The organism is Stackebrandtia soli (assembly GCF_965137155.1).
Classification (GTDB): Bacteria; Actinomycetota; Actinomycetes; order Mycobacteriales; family Micromonosporaceae; genus Stackebrandtia; species Stackebrandtia soli.
In genome coordinates, this window is the sequence record NZ_CBCRZX010000002.1 from 222,196 (window position 1) to 240,289 (window position 18,094).

Here is an 18,094-nt window from a genome sequence, read left to right on the forward strand (position 1 = left end):
GTCGTCTCCGGCCGTGCTGTGCGGTCGGACCGGGGACGTCAATCGGCTCGGCACGGAATGACCGGACCGTCGGCACTCCCGCGCGCCCATGAGCCGCGGTCGAGGGGTGCGGTGTCGCCGACGGCACCCGAATCGCCGCTCCGGTCCGACCGCACAGCACGGCGGGCCCGCCTTCATCGATCTGCCGACAGCGGCACGGCCGCCTCACGCCCACCAGCCCACTTCGATCAAAGGACCTCACTGTGCGGTTTCTCAACGGCGAAACGCCCGACCACGATCTGACGTACTCCGATGTGTTCATGGTGCCGGCGCGATCGGCGATCATGTCGCGCCTCTCCGTCGATCTGTCCACGTCGGACGGAACCGGCGCCACGGTCCCGATCATCGCCGCGAACATGACGGCCGTGTCGGGACGACGGATGGCCGAGACGCTCGCCCGTCGCGGCGGCCTGGCCGTCATCCCGCAGGACATCCCCCTCGACATCGTCGCGGAGAACATCGCCTGGGTGAAGGAGCGTCCGCTCGTCGCCGACACCGCGTTGACGCTGCGCATCGACCACACGGTCGGGGACGCGTTGGCGTTGCTGCCGAAGCGCGCTCACGGTGCCGTCATCGTCATCGACGACGCGTACCGGCCGATCGGCGTCGTCACCGAGTCCGACTGCCTCGGAGTCGACCGGTTCACGCAGTTGAAGGACGTCGCCTCGACGGAGGTGCTGATGCTCCCGGTGGACCTGCCCGCCGAGGAGGCGTTCAACCGGCTCGACAGCGCTCACCGCAAACTCGCCCCCGTCGTCGACGCGGACGGTCGACTCGCGGGCATCCTGACGCGCTCCGGAGCGCTCCGAGCGACCCTGTATCGACCCAATGTGGACGAGAACGGCAAGCTCCGGATCGCCGCCGCGATCGGGATCAACGGCGACGTCGCGGGCAAGGCCGCCCGTTTGGCGGAGGCGGGCGCCGACATCCTCGTCATGGACACGGCCCACGGTCACCAGGAGAAGATGCGCGACGCGCTCACCCTCGTCCGCAAGACCGTGCCGGACCTGCCGATCGCGGCGGGCAACGTCGTCACGGCGGACGGGGCGATCGACCTGATCAACGCCGGAGCCGACATCGTCAAGGTCGGTGTCGGCCCGGGCGCCATGTGCACGACCCGCATGATGACCGGGGTCGGCCGCCCGCAGTTCTCGGCGGTCCTCGAATGCGCCGCGGCGGCCCGGCAACTCGGCAAGCACGCGTGGGCCGACGGCGGCGTGCGGCACCCGCGTGACGTGGCGCTGGCGTTGGCGGCCGGCGCGTCGAACGTCATGATCGGATCATGGTTCGCCGGCACCCACGAGTCTCCGGGAGACCTGCTCCGCGACGCCGACGGCAAGCTGTACAAGGAGAACTTCGGCATGGCGTCGGCGCGCGCCGTCCGACTCCGCACCAGCGGCGACAGCCCGTACGAGCAGGCCCGCAAGGCCCTGTTCGAAGAGGGCATCTCGACGTCGCGGATGTACCTCGACGCCGCCCGCCCCGGAGTCGAGGACCTGCTCGACTCGATCATCGCGGGCGTCCGAAGCGCCTGCACCTACGCCGGCGCGTCCACGTTGGAGGAATTCCACCAGCAGTCGGTCCTCGGCGTCCAGTCCGCGGCCGGCTTCACCGAAGGCGCGCCACTGTCGACGTGGTAGCCGACGGACGACGACCTCGCCGTTTCCGACACATCGGATACACCGCCGATCTAGGCGGCCCGCGTGAAGTCGTCGACCGACGCCCTGACCCGTTCCTCGCTCGACGCGAGACACCGCGTCGAACTCTCAGGTGACACCGCGATCACGCATGGCGAGCTAGACTGACCGTCATGCGTGATCGCGCCGCCACAGACTCGCCACATCGTACGGTCACAGTCGACATACCCGTCACGATACTGTCGACACTGCGCCGTAGTTTGCCGCCGACCGACGTCGACGCGTTCATCCGCGCGGCCGTCATCGAGCAGCTGGCACGAGACGCGCCCTGACCACGGAGACCGCGAGCGCGAACTGAGCCGGGTGGACGATCGCGCCCACCCGACGCGAGCGGCCTATTCGAACTCGTGCTGCATGAGCTGGCGCGCGGCCTCCGCGAGCGAGCCCGAGAACGACGGGTAGATCGTGATCGTCTGCGCCAACTCCGCGACCGTCAGGTGATGCTGGATCGCCAGGGAGATCGGCAGAATCAGCTCACTCGCCTTCGGCGCGACGACGACGCCGCCGACGACGAGCCCCGATGCCGGGCGGCAGAACAGTTTGACGAATCCGTCAGTGTGTCCCGACATCTTGGCGCGGGCGTTGCCCTCCAACGGCAGCGTCACCGCGCGCGCCGGAACCTTCCCGGAGTCCACATCGGCCTGTGTCGCGCCGACGGTCGCCAGCTCCGGGTCCGTGAACACGTTGGCCGCCACCGTTTGCAGCTTCAGCGGTTTGACCTCTTCGCCGAGCGCGTGCCACATGGCGATACGACCCTGCATCGCGGCGACGGAGGCGAGCATGTGGACACCCGTGACGTCACCGGCGGCGTAGATGCCGGGCACGGTCGTACGGGACACTCGGTCGGTCGAGATGAATCCACCCGGGCCGGTCTCGACGCCCGCCTCGGTCAGGCCGAGGCCCGCCGTGTTCGGCACCGAGCCGACGGTCATGAGCGCGTGCGAACCGGTGAGGGTCTGGCCGTCCGCCAACTGCACCTCCACACCGTCGTCGGTGGCCAGGACCCGCATGGCGCGGGCGTTCGGGATGATCGTCATGCCGCGCTCGGAGAAGACGTTCTCGATCGCCATCGCGGCGTCGACGTCCTCGTGCGGGAGGACGTGCTCGCGTGATGACACGAGGGTCACGTCGACGCCCATCGCCAGGTACGCGGACGCGAACTCGGCGCCCGTGACGCCCGAGCCGATGACGATCAGTTTCTCCGGCAGGGTTTCCAGGTCGTAGACCTGGCGCCAGGTGAGGATGCGCCGGCCGTCCGGCTTCGCGTCGCGCAGGACGCGGGGCGTCGCGCCCGTGGCGAGCAACACCACTTCCGCGTCGATGTCGTACGGTTCGCCGTCCTGCGGTGTGACGTTCACCCTGTGACTGAAGTGACTGTTCGTCGACGTGAGTCGCGCCCGGCCGGGAACGTACCGGACACCGGCCTTGACGAGCTTGGCCCAGATGTCCTCTGATTGTTGCGTCGCAAGGTCTTTCACCCGGCGATGCACCGCTTCCGCGTCCACTGTGATCGCTTCGGCGGTGACACCGAGCGTCGTGGCGCGCCGCATCGACGTCCGCACGGTCGACGAGGCGATGAAGGTCTTGGACGGTACGCAATCCGAGAGGACGCACGCGCCGCCGGCGCCGGTCTCCTCCACCAGGGTCACCTCGGATCCCAGTTGCGCGGCAACCAATGCGGCCTCGTAGCCAGCGGGTCCGCCTCCGATGATGACCATGCGCGACACGAGATATTTCCTTACTTTTCGGTAGTGGGCGTCAACTGCTGCGCTGTCATTGTCTCTCAGGCTATCGTCGTACCGTGCTGCTGTATGCCGCCTATGGCTCAAACTTGGATCCCGGTCGCATGCGGGCGACGTGCCCGCGTTCCCCCTTGGTCGACACGGGGTGGTTGGAAGGCTGGCGATTGACCTTCGCCGGAAGCGAACTCGGGTGGGAGTCGGCCGTCGGAACGGTCGTCGAGGACCCGGGCGAACGGACCTTCGTCGCGCTCTATGACGTCGAGGCGACGGACGCCGCGACGCTCGACGAGCTGGAAGGCGCGAACGTCGGCATGTACCGCCGGATACACACGACGGTCGCGACCCTCAACGGCAACGTTCCCGTGTGGATGTACGTCTTCGACGGTTACGAGGGCGGCCTGCCGAGCGCCTGGTATCTGTCGGAACTCGCGGCCGCCGCCGAGAAGGCGGGAGCGCCGGAGGACTACGTGTCGGAGTTGCGCAAGCGCCCGACCGTCACCGAGTAGCCCTCTTCCACTGTGTCTTGATCGCGGCGGGCTCCCCCGAGTCCGCCCCCACGACGTTCCGCACGGCCCCCGATCGGCGTTCGGCCACCGCTTCCGTCCGCGCGGAGACTCGACTGTCGACGTTGCGCCCCAGGCGAATACGGTGTCCAGGAGTCGTGATCGGTGATCCTCCGCGCCCCGGGGGCGGCGACGTCCACCGCGTCTCCCATCGAGCCCAAGGCGATCCGTGCCTCGAACGCGAACGAGCCCCCGCGCGAGTACGCGCGAGGGCTCGTTCCACCTCGTCGGTGAGGCGACTAGAAGTCCTCGTCGAGGTCGACCTTGCCGTCGACGGCGACCTGGTAGGCCGTCGGACGACGCTCGAAGAAGTTCGTCAGCTCCTGGACGTCCTGCAACGCCATGAACCCGAACGGGTTCTTCGAGTCGTACCGCTTCGGCATGCCGAGGCGGCTCAACCGCTGGTCGGCGACGTACTCGAGGTACGACTTCATGTCGGCGACGGTCATGCCCGGCAGGCCCTGCCCGCACAGGTCCTCCGCGAACTGGAGTTCGGCGGCGACGGCCTCCTCCATCATCTGAGTGACCTGGCGTTCCAGTTCCGCGTCGAACAGTTCGGGTTCCTCCGAGCGCACCACGTCGACGACGCTGAACGCGAAGTTCATGTGGCACGACTCGTCGCGGAACACCCAGTTCGTGCCGGTCGCGAGCCCGTCGAGTAGACCGCGCGAGCGCAGCCAGTACACGTAGGCGAAGGCGCCGTAGAAGAACAGGCCCTCGATGCACGCGGCGAAGCAGATCAGGTTGAGCAGGAACGAGCGCCGGTCGTCGGCGGTGTTCAGCTCGTCCAGTCCGTTGATCGAGTCGATCCACTTGAAACAGAACTCGGCCTTCGTCCGGATCGACGGGATGTGCTCCACGGCGGCGAACGCCTTGACCCGGTCGGCAGGATCGGGAAGATATGTGTCCAGAAGGGTCAGATAGAACTGAACGTGGACGGCCTCCTCGAACAGCTGCCGGGACAGGTACAGCCGGGCCTCGGGCGCGTTGACGTGCTTGTACAGGTTCAGCACGAGGTTGTTGGCGACGATCGTGTCACCCGTCGCGAAGAACGCGACGAGCCGGTTGATGAGGTGACGCTCCTCATCAGTGAACGAGGCGAGGTCCGGCAGGTCGGAACCGAGGTCGACCTCCTCGACCGTCCACGTGTTGCGGATCGCGGCGCGGTACTGCTCGTAGAAGTCCGGGTACCGCATGGGCCGCAGTGTGAGGTCCATGCCGGGATCGAGCAGCATGTCGTTGCGGGATTTGTCGGTCATTACTGGCAGGCCTCACAGGTCTCGGGGTTTTCCAGGGAGCAGGCGATCGCCTCGGCTTCGGCGACCCGGGCCGCCGGAACCGTCGCGACGGTCGTCTGGTTGATCCGGGTTGCGGGACGCGACCGCAGGTAGTACGTCGTCTTGATCCCCGAACGCCACGCGTACGCGTACATCGAGGACAGTTTGCCGATGGTCGGCGCCGCCATGAACAGGTTCAGCGACTGGCTCTGGTCGATGAACGGCGTACGCGCCGCCGCGAGGTCGATGAGCGCGCGCTGCGGCAGTTCCCATGCCGTGCGGTACAACGCCTTCAGATCCGCGGGGATCTCGCGGATGTCGGCGATGGAGCCCTCGGCGCGGATGATCGCCTGTCGGACGTCCTCCGACCACAGGCCGCGCTCGCGGAGGTCGTTGACGAGGTATCGGTTGACCTGCAGGAACTCCCCCGACAGCGTCTCGCGCTTGAACACGTTGGACACGACCGGTTCGGTGCATTCGGAGCAGCCCGAGATGGAGGCGATCGTCGCGGTCGGGGCGATCGCGATCATCAACGAGTTGCGGAGGCCGTGCTCGGCGATCTTTGCGCGAACGGCCGCCCAGGCTTCGGGCCGGCTGATCTCCGCGTTCTCCCAGTGGTCCACGTGCAGCACACCGGATGCGGCGCGGGTCTCGTCGTAGGACGGGTGGACACCGAGGCGCCCTGCCAGTTCGGCGGACGTCTCGTAGGCGCTCAAGGCGATCTGCTCGGAGATGCGGGTCGACAGCTCCTTCGCCTCGGGCGAGTCGAAGGGCAACCGAAGCTTGAAGAAGACGTCCGCCAGGCCCATGAGGCCGAGGCCGATGGGACGCCACCGCGCGTTGGCCTTCTCCGCCTCCGGCGTCGGGTAGTACGACAGGTCGATCGTGCGGTCGAGGAACGTGACGGCGGACTTGACAGTGCGCGCGATCTTCTCGAAGTCGACACCGTCCTCTGTGCAGTGAGCCGCGAGGTTGACCGAACCGAGGTTGCACACGGCGGTCTCGCCGTCGCTGGTCACCTCGAGGATCTCGGTGCACAGGTTCGACAGGTGGATGACGTTGCCGGGCTTGCCGGTCTGGTTGCTCGTCCGGTTCGCGATGTCGGAGAATGTCATCCAGCCGTTGCCGGTCTGCGCGAGCGTCCGCATCATGCGGCCGTACAGATCCCGGGCGGGCACCTGCCGGACGGCCTTACCGGCGGCCTCGGCGGCGCGGTAGGCGGTCTCGAACTCCTCGCCGTACAGGTCGACGAGTTCCGGGACGTCCTTCGGGTCGAACAGGGACCAGGTCCCGTCGTCGGCGACGCGACGCATGAACTCGTCGGGGATCCAGTTCGCCAGGTTCAGGTTGTGGGTGCGGCGGTCCTCGGAGCCGGTGTTGTCACGCAGTTCGAGGAAGTCCTCGATGTCGGCGTGCCAGGACGCCAGGTACACGCACGCGGCGCCCTTGCGGCGTCCGCCCTGGTTGACGGCGGCGACGCTCGAGTCGAGCGTGCGCAGCCACGGGACGATGCCGTTGGAGTGCCCGTTGGTTCCCCGGATCAGCGATCCACGGCTGCGAATCCGGGACCACGCCATGCCGATGCCGCCCGCGTACTTGCTGAGGCGCGCGGCCTGCGCGTAACGGTCGTAAATGGATTCGAGCTCGTCCTTCGGGGAGTCCAGCAGGAAGCACGACGACAGCTGCGGTCGCCGCGTTCCCGAGTTGAACAGGGTCGGCGAGCTCGGCATGTAGGACAGGGTCGACATCAGGGCGTAGAGCTCCGCGACGTCGGCGGCGCTCTCGCTCAATCCACACGCGACGCGCAGGAAGAAGTACTGCGGGGTCTCCAAAACCTGCCGGTTCTCGGGGTGCCGCAGCAGATAGCGGTCGTAGACCGTGCGCAGCCCGAAGTACTCGAACAGGTCGTCGCGGCTCGCGTCGACGAGCGAGTCGAGCGCTACGGCGTTCTCCGCGACGAACGCCGCCAGTTCGTCCGAGAGCAGGCCGTTGGTCAGCCCCAACGAGACCGACTCGCTGAAGGTGGCCGCCCCGGCGGCCTCGACTTCGGCGGCGATGTGGCGGCTGAGGACGCGCGCGGCGAGCTTGCTGTACGCGGGTTGTTGTGCCACAAGGGAAGCGGCGACCTCGATGGCCCGCAATCGCAAATCGGGCTCCGTCGCGCCGGGCCAGGCTCCCGTTTCGACCACCGCCGTCACGGACTCGGGGTCGACGTCGACGAGACCGGCCGCGCACTCGCGGACTACGGTCATCACGGCATCGGTAAATGCGGTTCGTTCCGTGACAGTGGAAGTACTCACCTTGATTCCCCTCGTTGCCAGCGCACGACGAACACCGACCCTGTGTCATGCGCGAGTATCTGACGGAGGCTGCGAACGAACGTTCGAGCCATATGCCCCATGGGCCTCAGAATCATACATCTTGTGGTTGACGCCGACGGGGACCCCAAGGTATTGATATTTCGGCGTGTCTTGCGTGCCATGAGCAGCGGGGATTACCCCGAACGGGTGAGCGACTCACCGGCCGTGTCCGACACCCGCGACACCCGCGAGCATCCTGACGGGCCCGACTGCTAATCTCGTTGAGGTTCGCAGATGGCCCCATTAGCTCAGGGGATAGAGCACCGCCCTCCGGAGGCGGGAGCGCAGGTTCGAATCCTGCATGGGGCGCAATCAAGACACCAGCTCAAGGACGATCCCTCGGATCGTCCTTTTTGCTTCAATTGCCGTCCGGGTACGCGTCTCGTATGCGTCATGTTTCGGGTTCTCGCGGCGGTTCTGCCCGGAAGATCCCACAGCCGAATTGCCCGAGTGATCGATCAGCTCCACACGCCGCCTGACGAGATCTCCACCACGTCTCAAATCCCAGACTGCGCGGGGCGCTGTTGGAACGCGTCTCAGCACACTGAAGCATCGCCCTAAATGGATGCTTAGCGTCTTGTGTCCCCAGCCTTCCTCGCCGGACGACTCAGCCGGTTCGGGCCGTGCTTCCACCCCTGAGGGAGCCCGACGCGAGGAACCCTTCACTACCGTGATCCGCACGGGCGCGACGGAAGCCCGGTTCAATGATGTCGGTGACCTTGAGTTTCGAAGGAGGGTGATGACTTCGCGAATAGAACCGGTGACACCCGAGGCACCGCGAACGGTCCGTCGGAGCGTGTTGGCCCAGTGGTGGCGGCAGGTGACGTTCGTGCATTGGGCCGTCGACCCGGAAGCGGCGCAACGGCTGCTGCCTTCCGGTTTGCGACCGGACATGATAGACGGTGTGACCTATGTGGGCCTGGTGGCGTTCCGGATGGATCGCTCCAGAGTCCTCGGATTGCCGCCCGCGCCGTACCTGGGTGGGTTCGCCGAAACCAATGTGCGGCTGTACACGGTGGACGAATCGGGTCGGCGCGGCGTGTTGTTCCGGTCGATGGACGCCACCAGGCTCGTCCCTGTGCTGATCGCCCGCACGCTGCTTGGATTGCCGTACCGCTGGTCGAAGATGCGCCTCGACGACACCGGAGACCGGATCTCCTACACCTGTAGACCGGGCCGCACCGGACAAGTGAGTCACCTGGAGGTGGCGACGGGAAAGCCGATCGACAGTCCGTCACCGCTGGAACTGTTTCTCACCGCGCGCTGGGGGATGCATAGCCGTGGCGGATATCTGGCCACCGAACACCCCACCTGGCCGCTTCGGAAAGCCACGATCCTGACCTGTGACGATCATCTGGTCGAGGCGGCCGGCCTGCCCGGGATCACCCGAGAACCACCGGCGAGTGCCCTGTACTCACCGGGCGTGCCGGTCCGCTTTGGACCGGTGGCAAGGGGCCCTCGGTCGGGCTAGAACGTTTCGTCCAGGACTGCGGGGATGAGGCGCGGCTGACTCGACGCGGCTGATCCGGAGTGGATTGAAGCGCTCGAGGAGGCATCGCCAAGGCCGTTCGATCGCTGATGTCCTCAATGCTCGTGAGCTGAGCCGTCCACTTCCTCCAGCGCCCTTTCGATCGCCCACCCCAGTTTCTGGACGTTCTCGCTGAAGAACCCGAACCTGCTGTGAAAAGCCTCTTCGGAGGAACGGCTCAGGTAGGCGAAAGCCAAGGCCCTGTAGAGGACGTACAAGTCCGAGCGACTCAGATTCAGATCTACGCTCTCCGTCGCTGTGAAGTCGACTTCGCGGCGCATCAGGTCCTCGACCCGCGCCGATGCTTCGCCGACCGCGACCGAGACGATGCCGGGCCGGCGGCCCCCGCCATAGGTATCGAGGAGCACCCTCCGCACCAGTTCGAACTGGGTCGGAGTGAGCGTCAATGTATAACCGTCACTCGCGCTCTGGAGACGAACTCTGCCGTACATGTGTTCACCCAGCCTCAATATGGAGCAGATCCGGACTACGACTTGCTCGGAATCGGTGGCCTCGCTCCCTTCTGATCCTTCGTCCACGTCGACCCTCCATGGAAAGTGGATCGATCGCCGAGTCAGCCCTCGCCGTTCGAGAACTGGAGCTCGACGGCGAAGTCGGCGGCCAACCGTCGCAGTTTCTCCCGTTCCCCGAAAAGGAAGTAGTTGTCGTAGATCTCCTCGTTTCCGACGTAGGCCCATTCACGGTCGCCTGGAGGCCTCAAGTCGTAGACGTTCTCGATGAACGCCATCTGATCCAGGTATCTCTCGTCGTAGTCGTCGACCGTCCACTCCTGAGGTTCGCCGTTGAACTCGAACCGCACCGTCAACTCGTCAGACCGATCAAGCCTGACGTTCGTGATGTCGACGCCGTCACCCGCGCACTCCGACAGCGCGCTCAGCGCGTCGGCGTAGCCGTCCTCGAGCATGACGCGATCGCAGGAGACGGGGAACCCGATGCCGAGCTCCCTCGACAGCTCGACGATCGCCTCCGCCGAACTGTTGTAGCCGTGCCATTCCAAGTCCTCGTCCAGCGAAGCATCGTCGACGAGCGCGAGCGCGGCATCCTCCCTGATCAGACCATAGTGGTCGAGCCGTTGGATCGCCTCGCGAACCGTGATGCCGTGTGGCATGGGTGTCACCGCCCCTTGGATCAGTCGTTCGCGCCATGGTAGCCAGGGGTTCAAAGCACGAGAGAACGACTGAAGGCCTCGGCACCACCGAAGGACGAAGCACCACTATGGATGAATGTGAGTTCCGTCCCTGTGGTTCAACGCGTCGCGGACTCCTCGGCGTCCGCAATGCGCGGCAGGGCGCGCACCGCCCGGCTAGACAGCAGCAGCAGAGCCGCCACGACGACGATCGACGCCAACGCGATCAACGCGCCGCCGCCCGCGAGGCCGCCGACGAGGAAGCCTCCGACGATGGTCGCGAGCGGCAGGAGCGCGCCGCTCGTGAACTCGTCGNCCGCCGCCACCCGACCCTGATAGTCCGGCGGCGTCACGACGGCGAGGTAGGACATCGCGGCCGCGTTGGACGCGGGCGCGAAGAGATACCCGGCGCAGATCAGACACAGGACCGCCACGACGTTGGCGTGCAGCGTGGCGGCGAGGCCGATGACGATCGCGGCGGTCGAGGCCGACGCGGTCATGATCCATCCAACGGGGAGTCTTCGGATCAGGAACGGGACCATGAAGCTGCCCACGAGGATGCTGAGGCCGATGCAGGTCTCCACCAGACCGATCACCCAGTACGGCTCGCCGTTGCGACGGAGAATGAGGACGAGCGCGAAGTTGAAGGCGTTGATGCCCAAGTTCGATATGGCCTGGGAACCGAGAATCCATCGGAACGCGGGTTGTCGCCAGAGAAAGCGATGTCCGTCTCGTATGGACTCAAACCAGCCGGACCTCGTGGCGGACTCCGGTTTGCCCAGTTTCGTCTTGATGGCGGTGACGCCGACGAGTGACGCGACGAAGGAGAGCGCGTTGACCAGGAAGGGGAAGGCGGAGGAGACACCGAGCATGAACGCCCCCAGTGGTCCGCCCGCGAGCGAGGCGGCGGCTGATCGCCCTTGGATCACCGACATCGCCGTGGGGAACTGATCCCGGCTGACGATCTCCTTCAGCGCGCCCTGTTCCGCCGATCGGAACAGTGCCGAGGCCGCCCCGCCGAGGAACGCGATCAGGACGAACACCGGGATGTCGACGACGGAGAACGCGATGAGCACGGCCAACGCCGACCAGGTCGTCGCGCGGATTCCCAGGCTGGTGACCATCGCCGCACGTCTACTGTGTCTGTCCACCCATCCACCGACGACAGCGGCGGCACCGAGGTTCCCGACCATCCCGCCGGTCGCCACCAGGCCCGCGTGCAACGCCGAGCCGGTGATTCCGAAGATCACGAGCGGCATCGCGAATGAGCCTATGGCGCTGCCCAGCGAACTGACCGTTTCGCCCGACGCGAGAAGCAGGTAGTCACGACTCTTCCACAGAGGAGGAGTCTTGGCCGCACCTGTGTGCCGACCTTCATCGCTGACTACTGATCTCACGCCGCACCTTTCCTTATGCCTCAATGATTCTGGCACCGTGGTTCAACCCTCGCAAGTGGGCGAATAAAGAGACCTCGGACTGCATCGGGAACAACTTCTCTACTGACGACCGAGTCCCGGATCAGCGCGGACGCGGTGGTGGTCGATGAGCTCCTTCAGAAGCAGGACATTGGGAGTTCCGTCGATTCCACTCGTCATCAGGCTCTTGGTCGACCCGGACGCGTGGAGCCAGACGGTGCCGTTCAGCAGCTCCAGTTCCCCCACCCGGTTCCACGGGTACAGTCGCCGCTTGATCGTGGCGCCGGCACTGTCGAGTGTGAACTTCCCGAAGCGCGCCGACTCTCCTGACGCGATCGCGGCGACGATGCCCGGTAGTTGGGCCTCGGCTACTCCACGTTGGATCACCGGCCCCCACTGTCCCTCATGGATGAAAGCGGGACCGCGCCTGATCTCGTCGGCCGGAACGCCGTCCACGACACCGGTCGGTGAGCCGCCGCGCCCGATGGTGATCGCGGTGCCGTCCGGCGCGAAGAGCGTGTACGCGGCGTACGTCGGACTTCCGTTGACGGCCTGCACCAGTTGATACACCCGCACGGTCGCCCACTCGAACACCAACATGTCCTCATCGGAGAGTTCGAGGACCAGGCCCTGTTCGAAGGGATGCAGACCCGCCCTGGAGTCGCGACGTTCGCGATTTCGCGTGGACATCGCCGCATAGGCGAAGAACCCGAGCAAGAGCGCCGCGAACACGAGGCCGGTCGGTGCCAACGGCGACGCGCCCAGGTTGACGATGGAGGCGACGCCGAGCGGCACCGTGATCACGGCGACGATGGCGGCCTGTGCCCACAGTGTCGTCGTCGGCTGGCCCGCCGTGCCGAACGAACCGTGGTGACTCCCCAGCCCGTTCTGGTCCGCCAGCACGCGAACCGCCTGCCACGTCGGGGCAGTCCAAACCGTCGTCATCTCGATCTCCTCGGGGGTGCGGGAAACGCCGGGTCGTCGGACGTTCACCGAGATAAACGTATCGATGTTGAGGACACGCCCGCTACGATCCATCGGTTGAATTCCAGAGGAGGACTCGAACATGACCGCGCGCGCCACAACGCCACCGATCCGGTCCCTCGATCAACTCGACGAGGTTCCCTGGTCCGATCTCGACAACCACGGTCGACCCGCGACCGACGTGCCGAACCACCTGCGGGCCATGATGTCCGCCGACGTCGACGAGCGTCGAGAGGCGTATCGGTGGTGGGAGCGCTGCCACGGACAGGGGAACCTGTACGAGGCGACCCCGCACATCGTGCCGTTCCTGTTGCACCTGCTCGCGGACCCGACGTCCCCAGACCGCGAAGCGCTGCTGCGTTGCGTCCTCGACCTCGTCGCGCCCGATGTGACGTACTGGTTGTCAGACGATCTGGACGTCGGCCTGTTCCGCTGGATCGACAACGGTTACGACGAGTGGATCTCCGAGTTCGAGGCGGATGCCGCCACCTTCGACGCGGTCGCCGGCGGGGTGCCGGTACTCGTGGATCTGCTCGGTGACGAGGATCCTGCGATCGCGGCGTCGGCGGCGTACCTGCTCGGTTGGTTCCGCCGAAGCGCCGACCTGATCCTCCCCCGGCTGATGCCGCTCACCGACCGTGAGTTGGAGCCGGAGGCGCGCGCGGACGTCCTCTTGTCCTTGGGGCTCTTGGCACGTGGCGACTCCGGCGCGGAGGCGCGCGCCGCGCTGGCGGAGATCGTCGACGACCCCGAGGACTCGGCGGGTTGGGCGGCGGCCGTCGGCTTGGCTATGGCGTCCGCGCCGATGTTTCCCCTTGGGGCGCTTCGCGCGTTGATCGTCGAGCTCGGTGGGATGTGCGCGCATCCGGACGAGCGCGACGACCTCGTCAGAACGCGATGGACGTGGGCCGTCTCGGATCTCGTCCTCGCGTTGCTGTCTCGGCTGCCCGCCGAGGCGGTGGACGCGGCGACGACGGCGCTCGCCTCGGTCCTCGCGGATCCGGAGCTCCCGGACGACGGCGCCGTGACGATGGCGGCCATCGCGCTGGTCGGCGTCGAGGGCACCGACGGGGCGGCGATCACCCCGTGGCAGCGGTCGGTGTTGAACTGCCTGTGCGGCAACGATTCCGTGTGGGAGTCCGGAGAACTCGGTGAACACCTCGCCGAGACTCACGGACTGCCCGCGACGGCCGCAGAAGTTCGGGCGTGGTTGTCGACGGTCGAGTGAACGTCGAGCGTGCCCTTCGGCTGTGAGGCGTGGGAAGGTGCGACCGATCCGGAGTCAAGTCGGCCGGTGACGGAAACGGAGGAGGTGGCCGCCTGCGAACCAGGCGACCACCCCAAGAAACGTCATCACCGGGTCAGGGACCGAAACCGATCACCCGACCAACCTGGAGGCTTAGCCCCAGTAGTGGTTGTCCACGTCAACGTCGTTGACCGTGGTGCAGTCGTTGAAGTTGATGATGATGCTGTCGTCCGCGAGGGCGTTGCCACAGACGTTCACGCCGGTCTGGTCAACACCACCTTCGAGAACCGGGGCCGCCTGCGCCAGGCCACCGGTGAACAGGACAGCGCCCGTCGCAATCGCCGCGACGGCCATCGACTTCCGCGCCCAAGACTTGATCATTCGTATCCCCTTTGAATTCTTTGTGAGAACTGTTGTGAGATCGCGAGATGGCGTCCGCGTGCGCAGTTGCGCCCCCCTACGAACACCGACCCCTTTGGTGCGATCGGTTGAACCCTAATACCCTCGAAAGAGTGACACAGCGTTTTTGGACCAAGACTCGCCGTTTCTTTGACAGTTGCCGCAAATCGGTCATAAATGCGAAAACCTCTCACCCTCGCGGAAGCAGTCGCCGATGGTCGAGGATCGAACCGGCAGGTCGCGAACGGGCGGCCGGATGGCGGCGAACCCGGTAGAAGGACCGTCCACGTTCGCCTCCCGAACGGGAGGACTTTCAGTCGTCGACGCCGAGACGAACGACGTCACAACTCTGTCCATCATGTATGTTCGGCCACGGTGATCCGTGCACGCCATCGAGTTCAGTGTGGAAAGTACAGATGGTCGACGCTCGCGCTGACGTCGTCGAGAGTGCCGTCGAAGACCGAGTCGGGTAGACCGAACCTCCCACCGACGAGCGCCATGCCCGCCTGCTCGTAGCCGTCGAGACGGACGGCGCCGATCGGCGCCGTCCGCGACGCCCGATATGAGGTGACGGCGGCGAGTCCGAAGGCGTCCGTCTTCTCGGCGCTCCCGGAGATGCCCGGGGTGTCCTGGTGGAACGACGCGAGTTCGACTGACGCGCCGGACCCGGTCGGATGGGCGAAGACATGGGCCATGCCGCCACGGACCGCGCCCAAGCGCTCCCACGGAGCGCCGACGACGAAGTGCCGAGCGGACGCGGCGAGCGTCAGACCGAACTCGTCCCCGGCTCGGCGATCCCGTCGACACCCTGAGCGACCTGGGTGATCAGCGTGATCGTTTCGCCCCGCCAGGGGTAGACGGCTCCGGCCCAGGCGTCCCGCCGACCCGATGACGGCCCGCACCGATGATCAGAAACGGTTCGCCTTCGGCGTCGAGCCCGCCGCCAAGGTTCGGCTCGGTGTGGACGCTGCCAGGGAAGCCCGGCGTGTCGGCGTGATGGGCCGATGACGCGGCCGGGTCCAGGCCGTTCGGCGAGCCGGGGATGATCCAGAGCATCCCGGTCTCCGACGCGTTCGTTCCGGAGGGGTCGTCGAGGTCTCCCCTGGCGCGTCGATCACCAGGTCGGTGCAGCGCTCAGTCCGCGCGCCGGGGACTCGTCGCGATGTAGACGGTGTTGCTGGAGTCCTTGTTCTGGAACGGGTTGGGGAACGTGACGACCTCCGCCCTCGCTTCGGTGAACACCGCTCGGAGCAGGTCGAGAAAGCCGTCGTCCGGTGGGTCGTTGGACCACAGCGCGAACACGCCCTCGGGGTGCAGGTGCCGACTCATCCGGCGAAGTCCGTCCACAGTATAGAAATCCCCGTTGGGAGGGTTGAGGACGTGACGCGGCGAATGGTCGATGTCGAGCAGGATCGCGTTGACGCGCCCGCCCTCACCGTCGAAGCCGCGATCGTCGGCGGCCAAGGCGAAGAAGTCGCCCTCGGTGAAGCGGATGCGCGGGTCCGCCGCCAGGCCCTCCGTATCCGGGAAAAGGTCACGACGATGCCAGTCGATCACGGGGGCCAGCATCTCCACCACCGTCAGTCGCCGCACCCGGTCGTCCGTGAGCGCGGCGTGGGCGGTGTATCCGAGACCAAGGCCGCCGACGACGACGTCCAGCGCGTCCCCGGCCTGCGTCGCCAGACCCAGATGAGCGAGCTCGATCTCCGCGACGGGGAACAGACTCGACATGAGGTACTCGTCGCCGAGTTTGACCTCGTACACGTCCACGTCGAGCAGCGGGTCGTGCCGACGGCGGAGATTCAACTCCCCGATGGCGGTCTCGCGCCAGTCGAGTTCCTCGATACGTGGCTTCATCTGCTCGGTTCTCTCCCTATGGGGATCGTCGGTGATCGTGGATCGCGGGCGGCGATCACCCCTACATCCTCGCGCGTGCGCGTCGCGTCCTGCCCGCGGTGCGGTCGTGTCGTCCGAAACGCCCTACTCGATCCAGAAGCGGGCGATCTCGCCCGCTCCCGCGGCGTTGACCGCTTGAACCGTCATGCAGTCGAGTTCGTCGATATAGATGTCGACGGTGTAACTGTTGGGCCCGAGGGTTTTCAGTTGACCGCCCGAGCAGTCCTTGACGACGTACGCGGTGATCGGCGAACCGCCGTCGTCGACGGGCTTCTCCCATTTGGCCGCGTACTTGCCGTCACCAGCCCACCAGGCGCCGAAGAGCGTAGGTTCGGACGCCACGGTCACGTCCTCCTCCGGCGGTGGTGTCGGAGAGGGCGACGGTTCGGCGGACTCGCTCGCCGAGGGGCTGATACCTCCGGCGCCGGGGGACTCCTCGTCACCGTTCGGCGACAACGCGGTGACCAGTATGGATGGTTCACTGTCGACATCGTCGGCTCGGTCCGGCGGCGGATCGGATCGGGGCGCGAACGCCCAGAAGGCACCGATCGCGGCGAGTACGAGCACGACCGCGAGACCGATGAGGAGCCGACGTCGACCACCGGACCGTTCTCGCCCCGGCACCGCAGCACCATCGACGATCGGCAGTTCCCGGGTGGCGTCCTCCGCCGATCCCCGTTGCGGCGCAGGCGTGGCGCCGAACGGCGGAGGGGTTCCCGTGGAGCGCGTCGGCCGGTCGTCCTGATTCATCGGTCCACTCCTCGGCTCAACTCGCGACATCGTTGACGATATACAGTCGACGACCGGACGCCGACGGCGATCACACACTCTCGAATTTGACCACTATGGATTGATGGTGCAATGAACGACAGGGCATCGACGCCTACGGGCGGTCTGGCAAGGGTGTCCCGGGCACTCGGCGAGGAGCTGGTCCTGGTACGAGAACTCCCCGCCCGTCGTGGTTTCAGCGCGAAGGTACGACTCCGTGGCGAGCTCCACCTTCTCAAGTACGTGGAACTTGGCGCGAACGCCGACACCGCCACGGTGGAGAGGCACGCCGGACTGAGTCGGGAGGCGACGATACTCGCCGACCTCGCTCCGGACACGCCGATCGTGGCCTATGGGGACACGGCTGCTGCGACCATGGATCGACGGTGCGAGCGCCTGGACGCGCACCGCGTACATCAGGGACGACCATTCGACCGCGGACCGGAGTCGTTTCCTCGCCACGGTCGCGGACCTGGCGGCTTCCGTGGACGCTCTGCACCGAAAGGGTTATCGGCACGGCGACCTGCAACCGGGTCACTTCCTCATCGGCGAGGACGAAGCGGTGACCATTGTCGACTACGACGTGGCCGTCCGGATCGACGCGGGAAGCGCGCCGTACTCCGGCGGTCTCGTCCACTACGTCGCACCCGAGATCGCGGCGGGGATGATCGCCGGGAACACCGCGATCCCGGTGACCGCGGCGAGCGAGGTGTACGCGCTCGGGGCCATGGTGTTCCACCTGTACACCGGCCGGGTCCCGCACTGGTACGGCGCCGACCCGCGAGAGGACGCGTTCACGTCGACCGGGCTGCCCGAGAAATGCCGGGCCATCGTCGACGGCCGACGGCGCACCCTTCTCGACTGCGACGCACCGGACTTTCCCGAGCTGGACGTGTTCCTCTCCGCCTGTATGAGTCCGCACGCGGCGGATCGCCCCACCCTGGCCGCGGTGGAGGCGATCCGTCCACATCGCCCTTAGGAACACGACATGGAGTCTCATATGGATGGTTCTAGGTGACGGAATCACGGGCAC

General features: G+C 66.4%; 17 protein-coding genes, 1 tRNA gene and 2 pseudogenes. 7 read left to right on the forward strand and 13 right to left on the reverse strand.

Features of this window, described 5'->3' with window-relative positions; all coding sequences use genetic code 11:
- The first annotated feature begins 242 nt into the window (after positions 1 to 242).
- Together ACM9NP_RS02230 and ACM9NP_RS02235 are read left to right on the forward strand one after the other, a co-directional pair.
- Complete coding sequence (locus ACM9NP_RS02230; protein ID WP_415644844.1) at positions 243 to 1,679, forward strand: GuaB1 family IMP dehydrogenase-related protein; 1,437 nt, start codon at positions 243 to 245, stop codon at positions 1,677 to 1,679.
- A gap of 170 nt (positions 1,680 to 1,849) precedes the next feature.
- Positions 1,850 to 2,008 carry a hypothetical protein gene (locus ACM9NP_RS02235; RefSeq protein WP_415644845.1) on the forward strand — a complete coding sequence of 53 codons (159 nt, stop codon included), beginning with the start codon at positions 1,850 to 1,852 and terminating at the stop codon, positions 2,006 to 2,008.
- Positions 2,009 to 2,071: 63 nt separating this feature from the next.
- On the opposite strand, the gene ACM9NP_RS02240 is transcribed toward ACM9NP_RS02235, so the two are convergent.
- A complete protein-coding gene (locus tag ACM9NP_RS02240; RefSeq protein WP_415644846.1) occupies positions 2,072 to 3,463 on the reverse strand; it encodes an NAD(P)H-quinone dehydrogenase in 1,392 nt (463 codons plus the stop codon).
- A gap of 74 nt (positions 3,464 to 3,537) precedes the next feature.
- On the opposite strand from ACM9NP_RS02240, the gene ACM9NP_RS02245 reads away from it, so the two are divergent.
- Positions 3,538 to 3,984 (forward strand): gamma-glutamylcyclotransferase family protein, encoded by a 447-nt coding sequence (locus tag ACM9NP_RS02245; protein ID WP_415644847.1) that lies wholly within the window; start codon positions 3,538 to 3,540, stop codon positions 3,982 to 3,984.
- A gap of 296 nt (positions 3,985 to 4,280) precedes the next feature.
- On the opposite strand, the gene ACM9NP_RS02250 is transcribed toward ACM9NP_RS02245, so the two are convergent.
- Both ACM9NP_RS02250 and ACM9NP_RS02255 read right to left on the reverse strand, forming a co-directional pair.
- Complete coding sequence (locus ACM9NP_RS02250) at positions 4,281 to 5,276, reverse strand: ribonucleotide-diphosphate reductase subunit beta (protein ID WP_415644880.1); 996 nt, start codon at positions 5,274 to 5,276, stop codon at positions 4,281 to 4,283.
- 23 nt (positions 5,277 to 5,299) lie between these two features.
- Positions 5,300 to 7,570 (reverse strand): ribonucleoside-diphosphate reductase subunit alpha, encoded by a 2,271-nt coding sequence (locus ACM9NP_RS02255; RefSeq protein WP_415644848.1) that lies wholly within the window; start codon positions 7,568 to 7,570, stop codon positions 5,300 to 5,302.
- 345 nt (positions 7,571 to 7,915) lie between these two features.
- Between ACM9NP_RS02255 and ACM9NP_RS02260 the strand changes: the two genes are divergently transcribed.
- Both ACM9NP_RS02260 and ACM9NP_RS02265 read left to right on the forward strand, forming a co-directional pair.
- Positions 7,916 to 7,987, forward strand: a tRNA-Arg gene (locus tag ACM9NP_RS02260).
- A 430-nt stretch (positions 7,988 to 8,417) separates the two neighbouring features.
- On the forward strand, positions 8,418 to 9,149 hold the full coding sequence (locus ACM9NP_RS02265) for a YqjF family protein (RefSeq protein ID WP_415644849.1): 732 nt from the start codon (positions 8,418 to 8,420) through the stop codon (positions 9,147 to 9,149).
- Positions 9,150 to 9,262: 113 nt separating this feature from the next.
- Here ACM9NP_RS02265 and ACM9NP_RS02270 read toward each other — a convergent pair whose 3' ends face one another.
- The 5 genes and pseudogenes from ACM9NP_RS02270 to ACM9NP_RS02290 all read right to left on the reverse strand — a co-directional run bounded on the left by ACM9NP_RS02270 (position 9,263) and on the right by ACM9NP_RS02290 (position 12,713).
- Entirely contained in the window at positions 9,263 to 9,745 is a 483-nt protein-coding gene (locus ACM9NP_RS02270; RefSeq protein WP_415644850.1) for a hypothetical protein, read from the reverse strand.
- Between the two features lie 35 nt (positions 9,746 to 9,780).
- Positions 9,781 to 10,335, reverse strand: coding sequence for a hypothetical protein (locus ACM9NP_RS02275; protein WP_415644851.1), 555 nt, complete (start codon positions 10,333 to 10,335; stop codon positions 9,781 to 9,783).
- Positions 10,336 to 10,472: 137 nt separating this feature from the next.
- Positions 10,473 to 10,668: pseudogene (locus tag ACM9NP_RS02280) on the reverse strand (hypothetical protein); the annotation flags it as partial.
- A gap of 1 nt (position 10,669) precedes the next feature.
- Positions 10,670 to 11,786: pseudogene (locus ACM9NP_RS02285) on the reverse strand (MFS transporter); the annotation flags it as partial.
- Positions 11,787 to 11,849: 63 nt separating this feature from the next.
- Positions 11,850 to 12,713 carry a DUF6585 family protein gene (locus ACM9NP_RS02290; protein WP_415644852.1) on the reverse strand — a complete coding sequence of 288 codons (864 nt, stop codon included), beginning with the start codon at positions 12,711 to 12,713 and terminating at the stop codon, positions 11,850 to 11,852.
- A 121-nt stretch (positions 12,714 to 12,834) separates the two neighbouring features.
- On the opposite strand from ACM9NP_RS02290, the gene ACM9NP_RS02295 reads away from it, so the two are divergent.
- Positions 12,835 to 13,980 (forward strand): HEAT repeat domain-containing protein, encoded by a 1,146-nt coding sequence (locus ACM9NP_RS02295; RefSeq protein ID WP_415644853.1) that lies wholly within the window; start codon positions 12,835 to 12,837, stop codon positions 13,978 to 13,980.
- Between the two features lie 171 nt (positions 13,981 to 14,151).
- On the opposite strand, the gene ACM9NP_RS02300 is transcribed toward ACM9NP_RS02295, so the two are convergent.
- From ACM9NP_RS02300 to ACM9NP_RS02320, 5 genes are all read right to left on the reverse strand, one after another.
- Complete coding sequence (locus ACM9NP_RS02300) at positions 14,152 to 14,379, reverse strand: hypothetical protein (RefSeq protein WP_415644854.1); 228 nt, start codon at positions 14,377 to 14,379, stop codon at positions 14,152 to 14,154.
- A 416-nt stretch (positions 14,380 to 14,795) separates the two neighbouring features.
- Positions 14,796 to 15,092, reverse strand: coding sequence for a hypothetical protein (locus tag ACM9NP_RS02305; protein WP_415644855.1), 297 nt, complete (start codon positions 15,090 to 15,092; stop codon positions 14,796 to 14,798).
- Positions 15,093 to 15,222: 130 nt separating this feature from the next.
- The gene (locus tag ACM9NP_RS02310) at positions 15,223 to 15,453 is read right to left on the reverse strand and encodes a hypothetical protein (RefSeq protein WP_415644856.1); all 231 of its coding nucleotides are present in this window, start codon (positions 15,451 to 15,453) and stop codon (positions 15,223 to 15,225) included.
- Positions 15,454 to 15,531: 78 nt separating this feature from the next.
- Positions 15,532 to 16,254: a spermidine synthase family protein gene (locus ACM9NP_RS02315; protein ID WP_415644857.1), complete on the reverse strand. Its 723-nt coding sequence runs from the start codon at positions 16,252 to 16,254 to the stop codon at positions 15,532 to 15,534.
- Positions 16,255 to 16,377: 123 nt separating this feature from the next.
- A complete protein-coding gene (locus ACM9NP_RS02320) occupies positions 16,378 to 17,043 on the reverse strand; it encodes a hypothetical protein (protein WP_415644858.1) in 666 nt (221 codons plus the stop codon).
- A 370-nt stretch (positions 17,044 to 17,413) separates the two neighbouring features.
- Here ACM9NP_RS02320 and ACM9NP_RS02325 point away from each other — a divergent pair, with 370 nt between their 5' ends.
- Positions 17,414 to 18,040, forward strand: coding sequence for a protein kinase domain-containing protein (locus tag ACM9NP_RS02325; protein ID WP_415644859.1), 627 nt, complete (start codon positions 17,414 to 17,416; stop codon positions 18,038 to 18,040).
- Positions 18,041 to 18,094 lie beyond the last annotated feature (54 nt).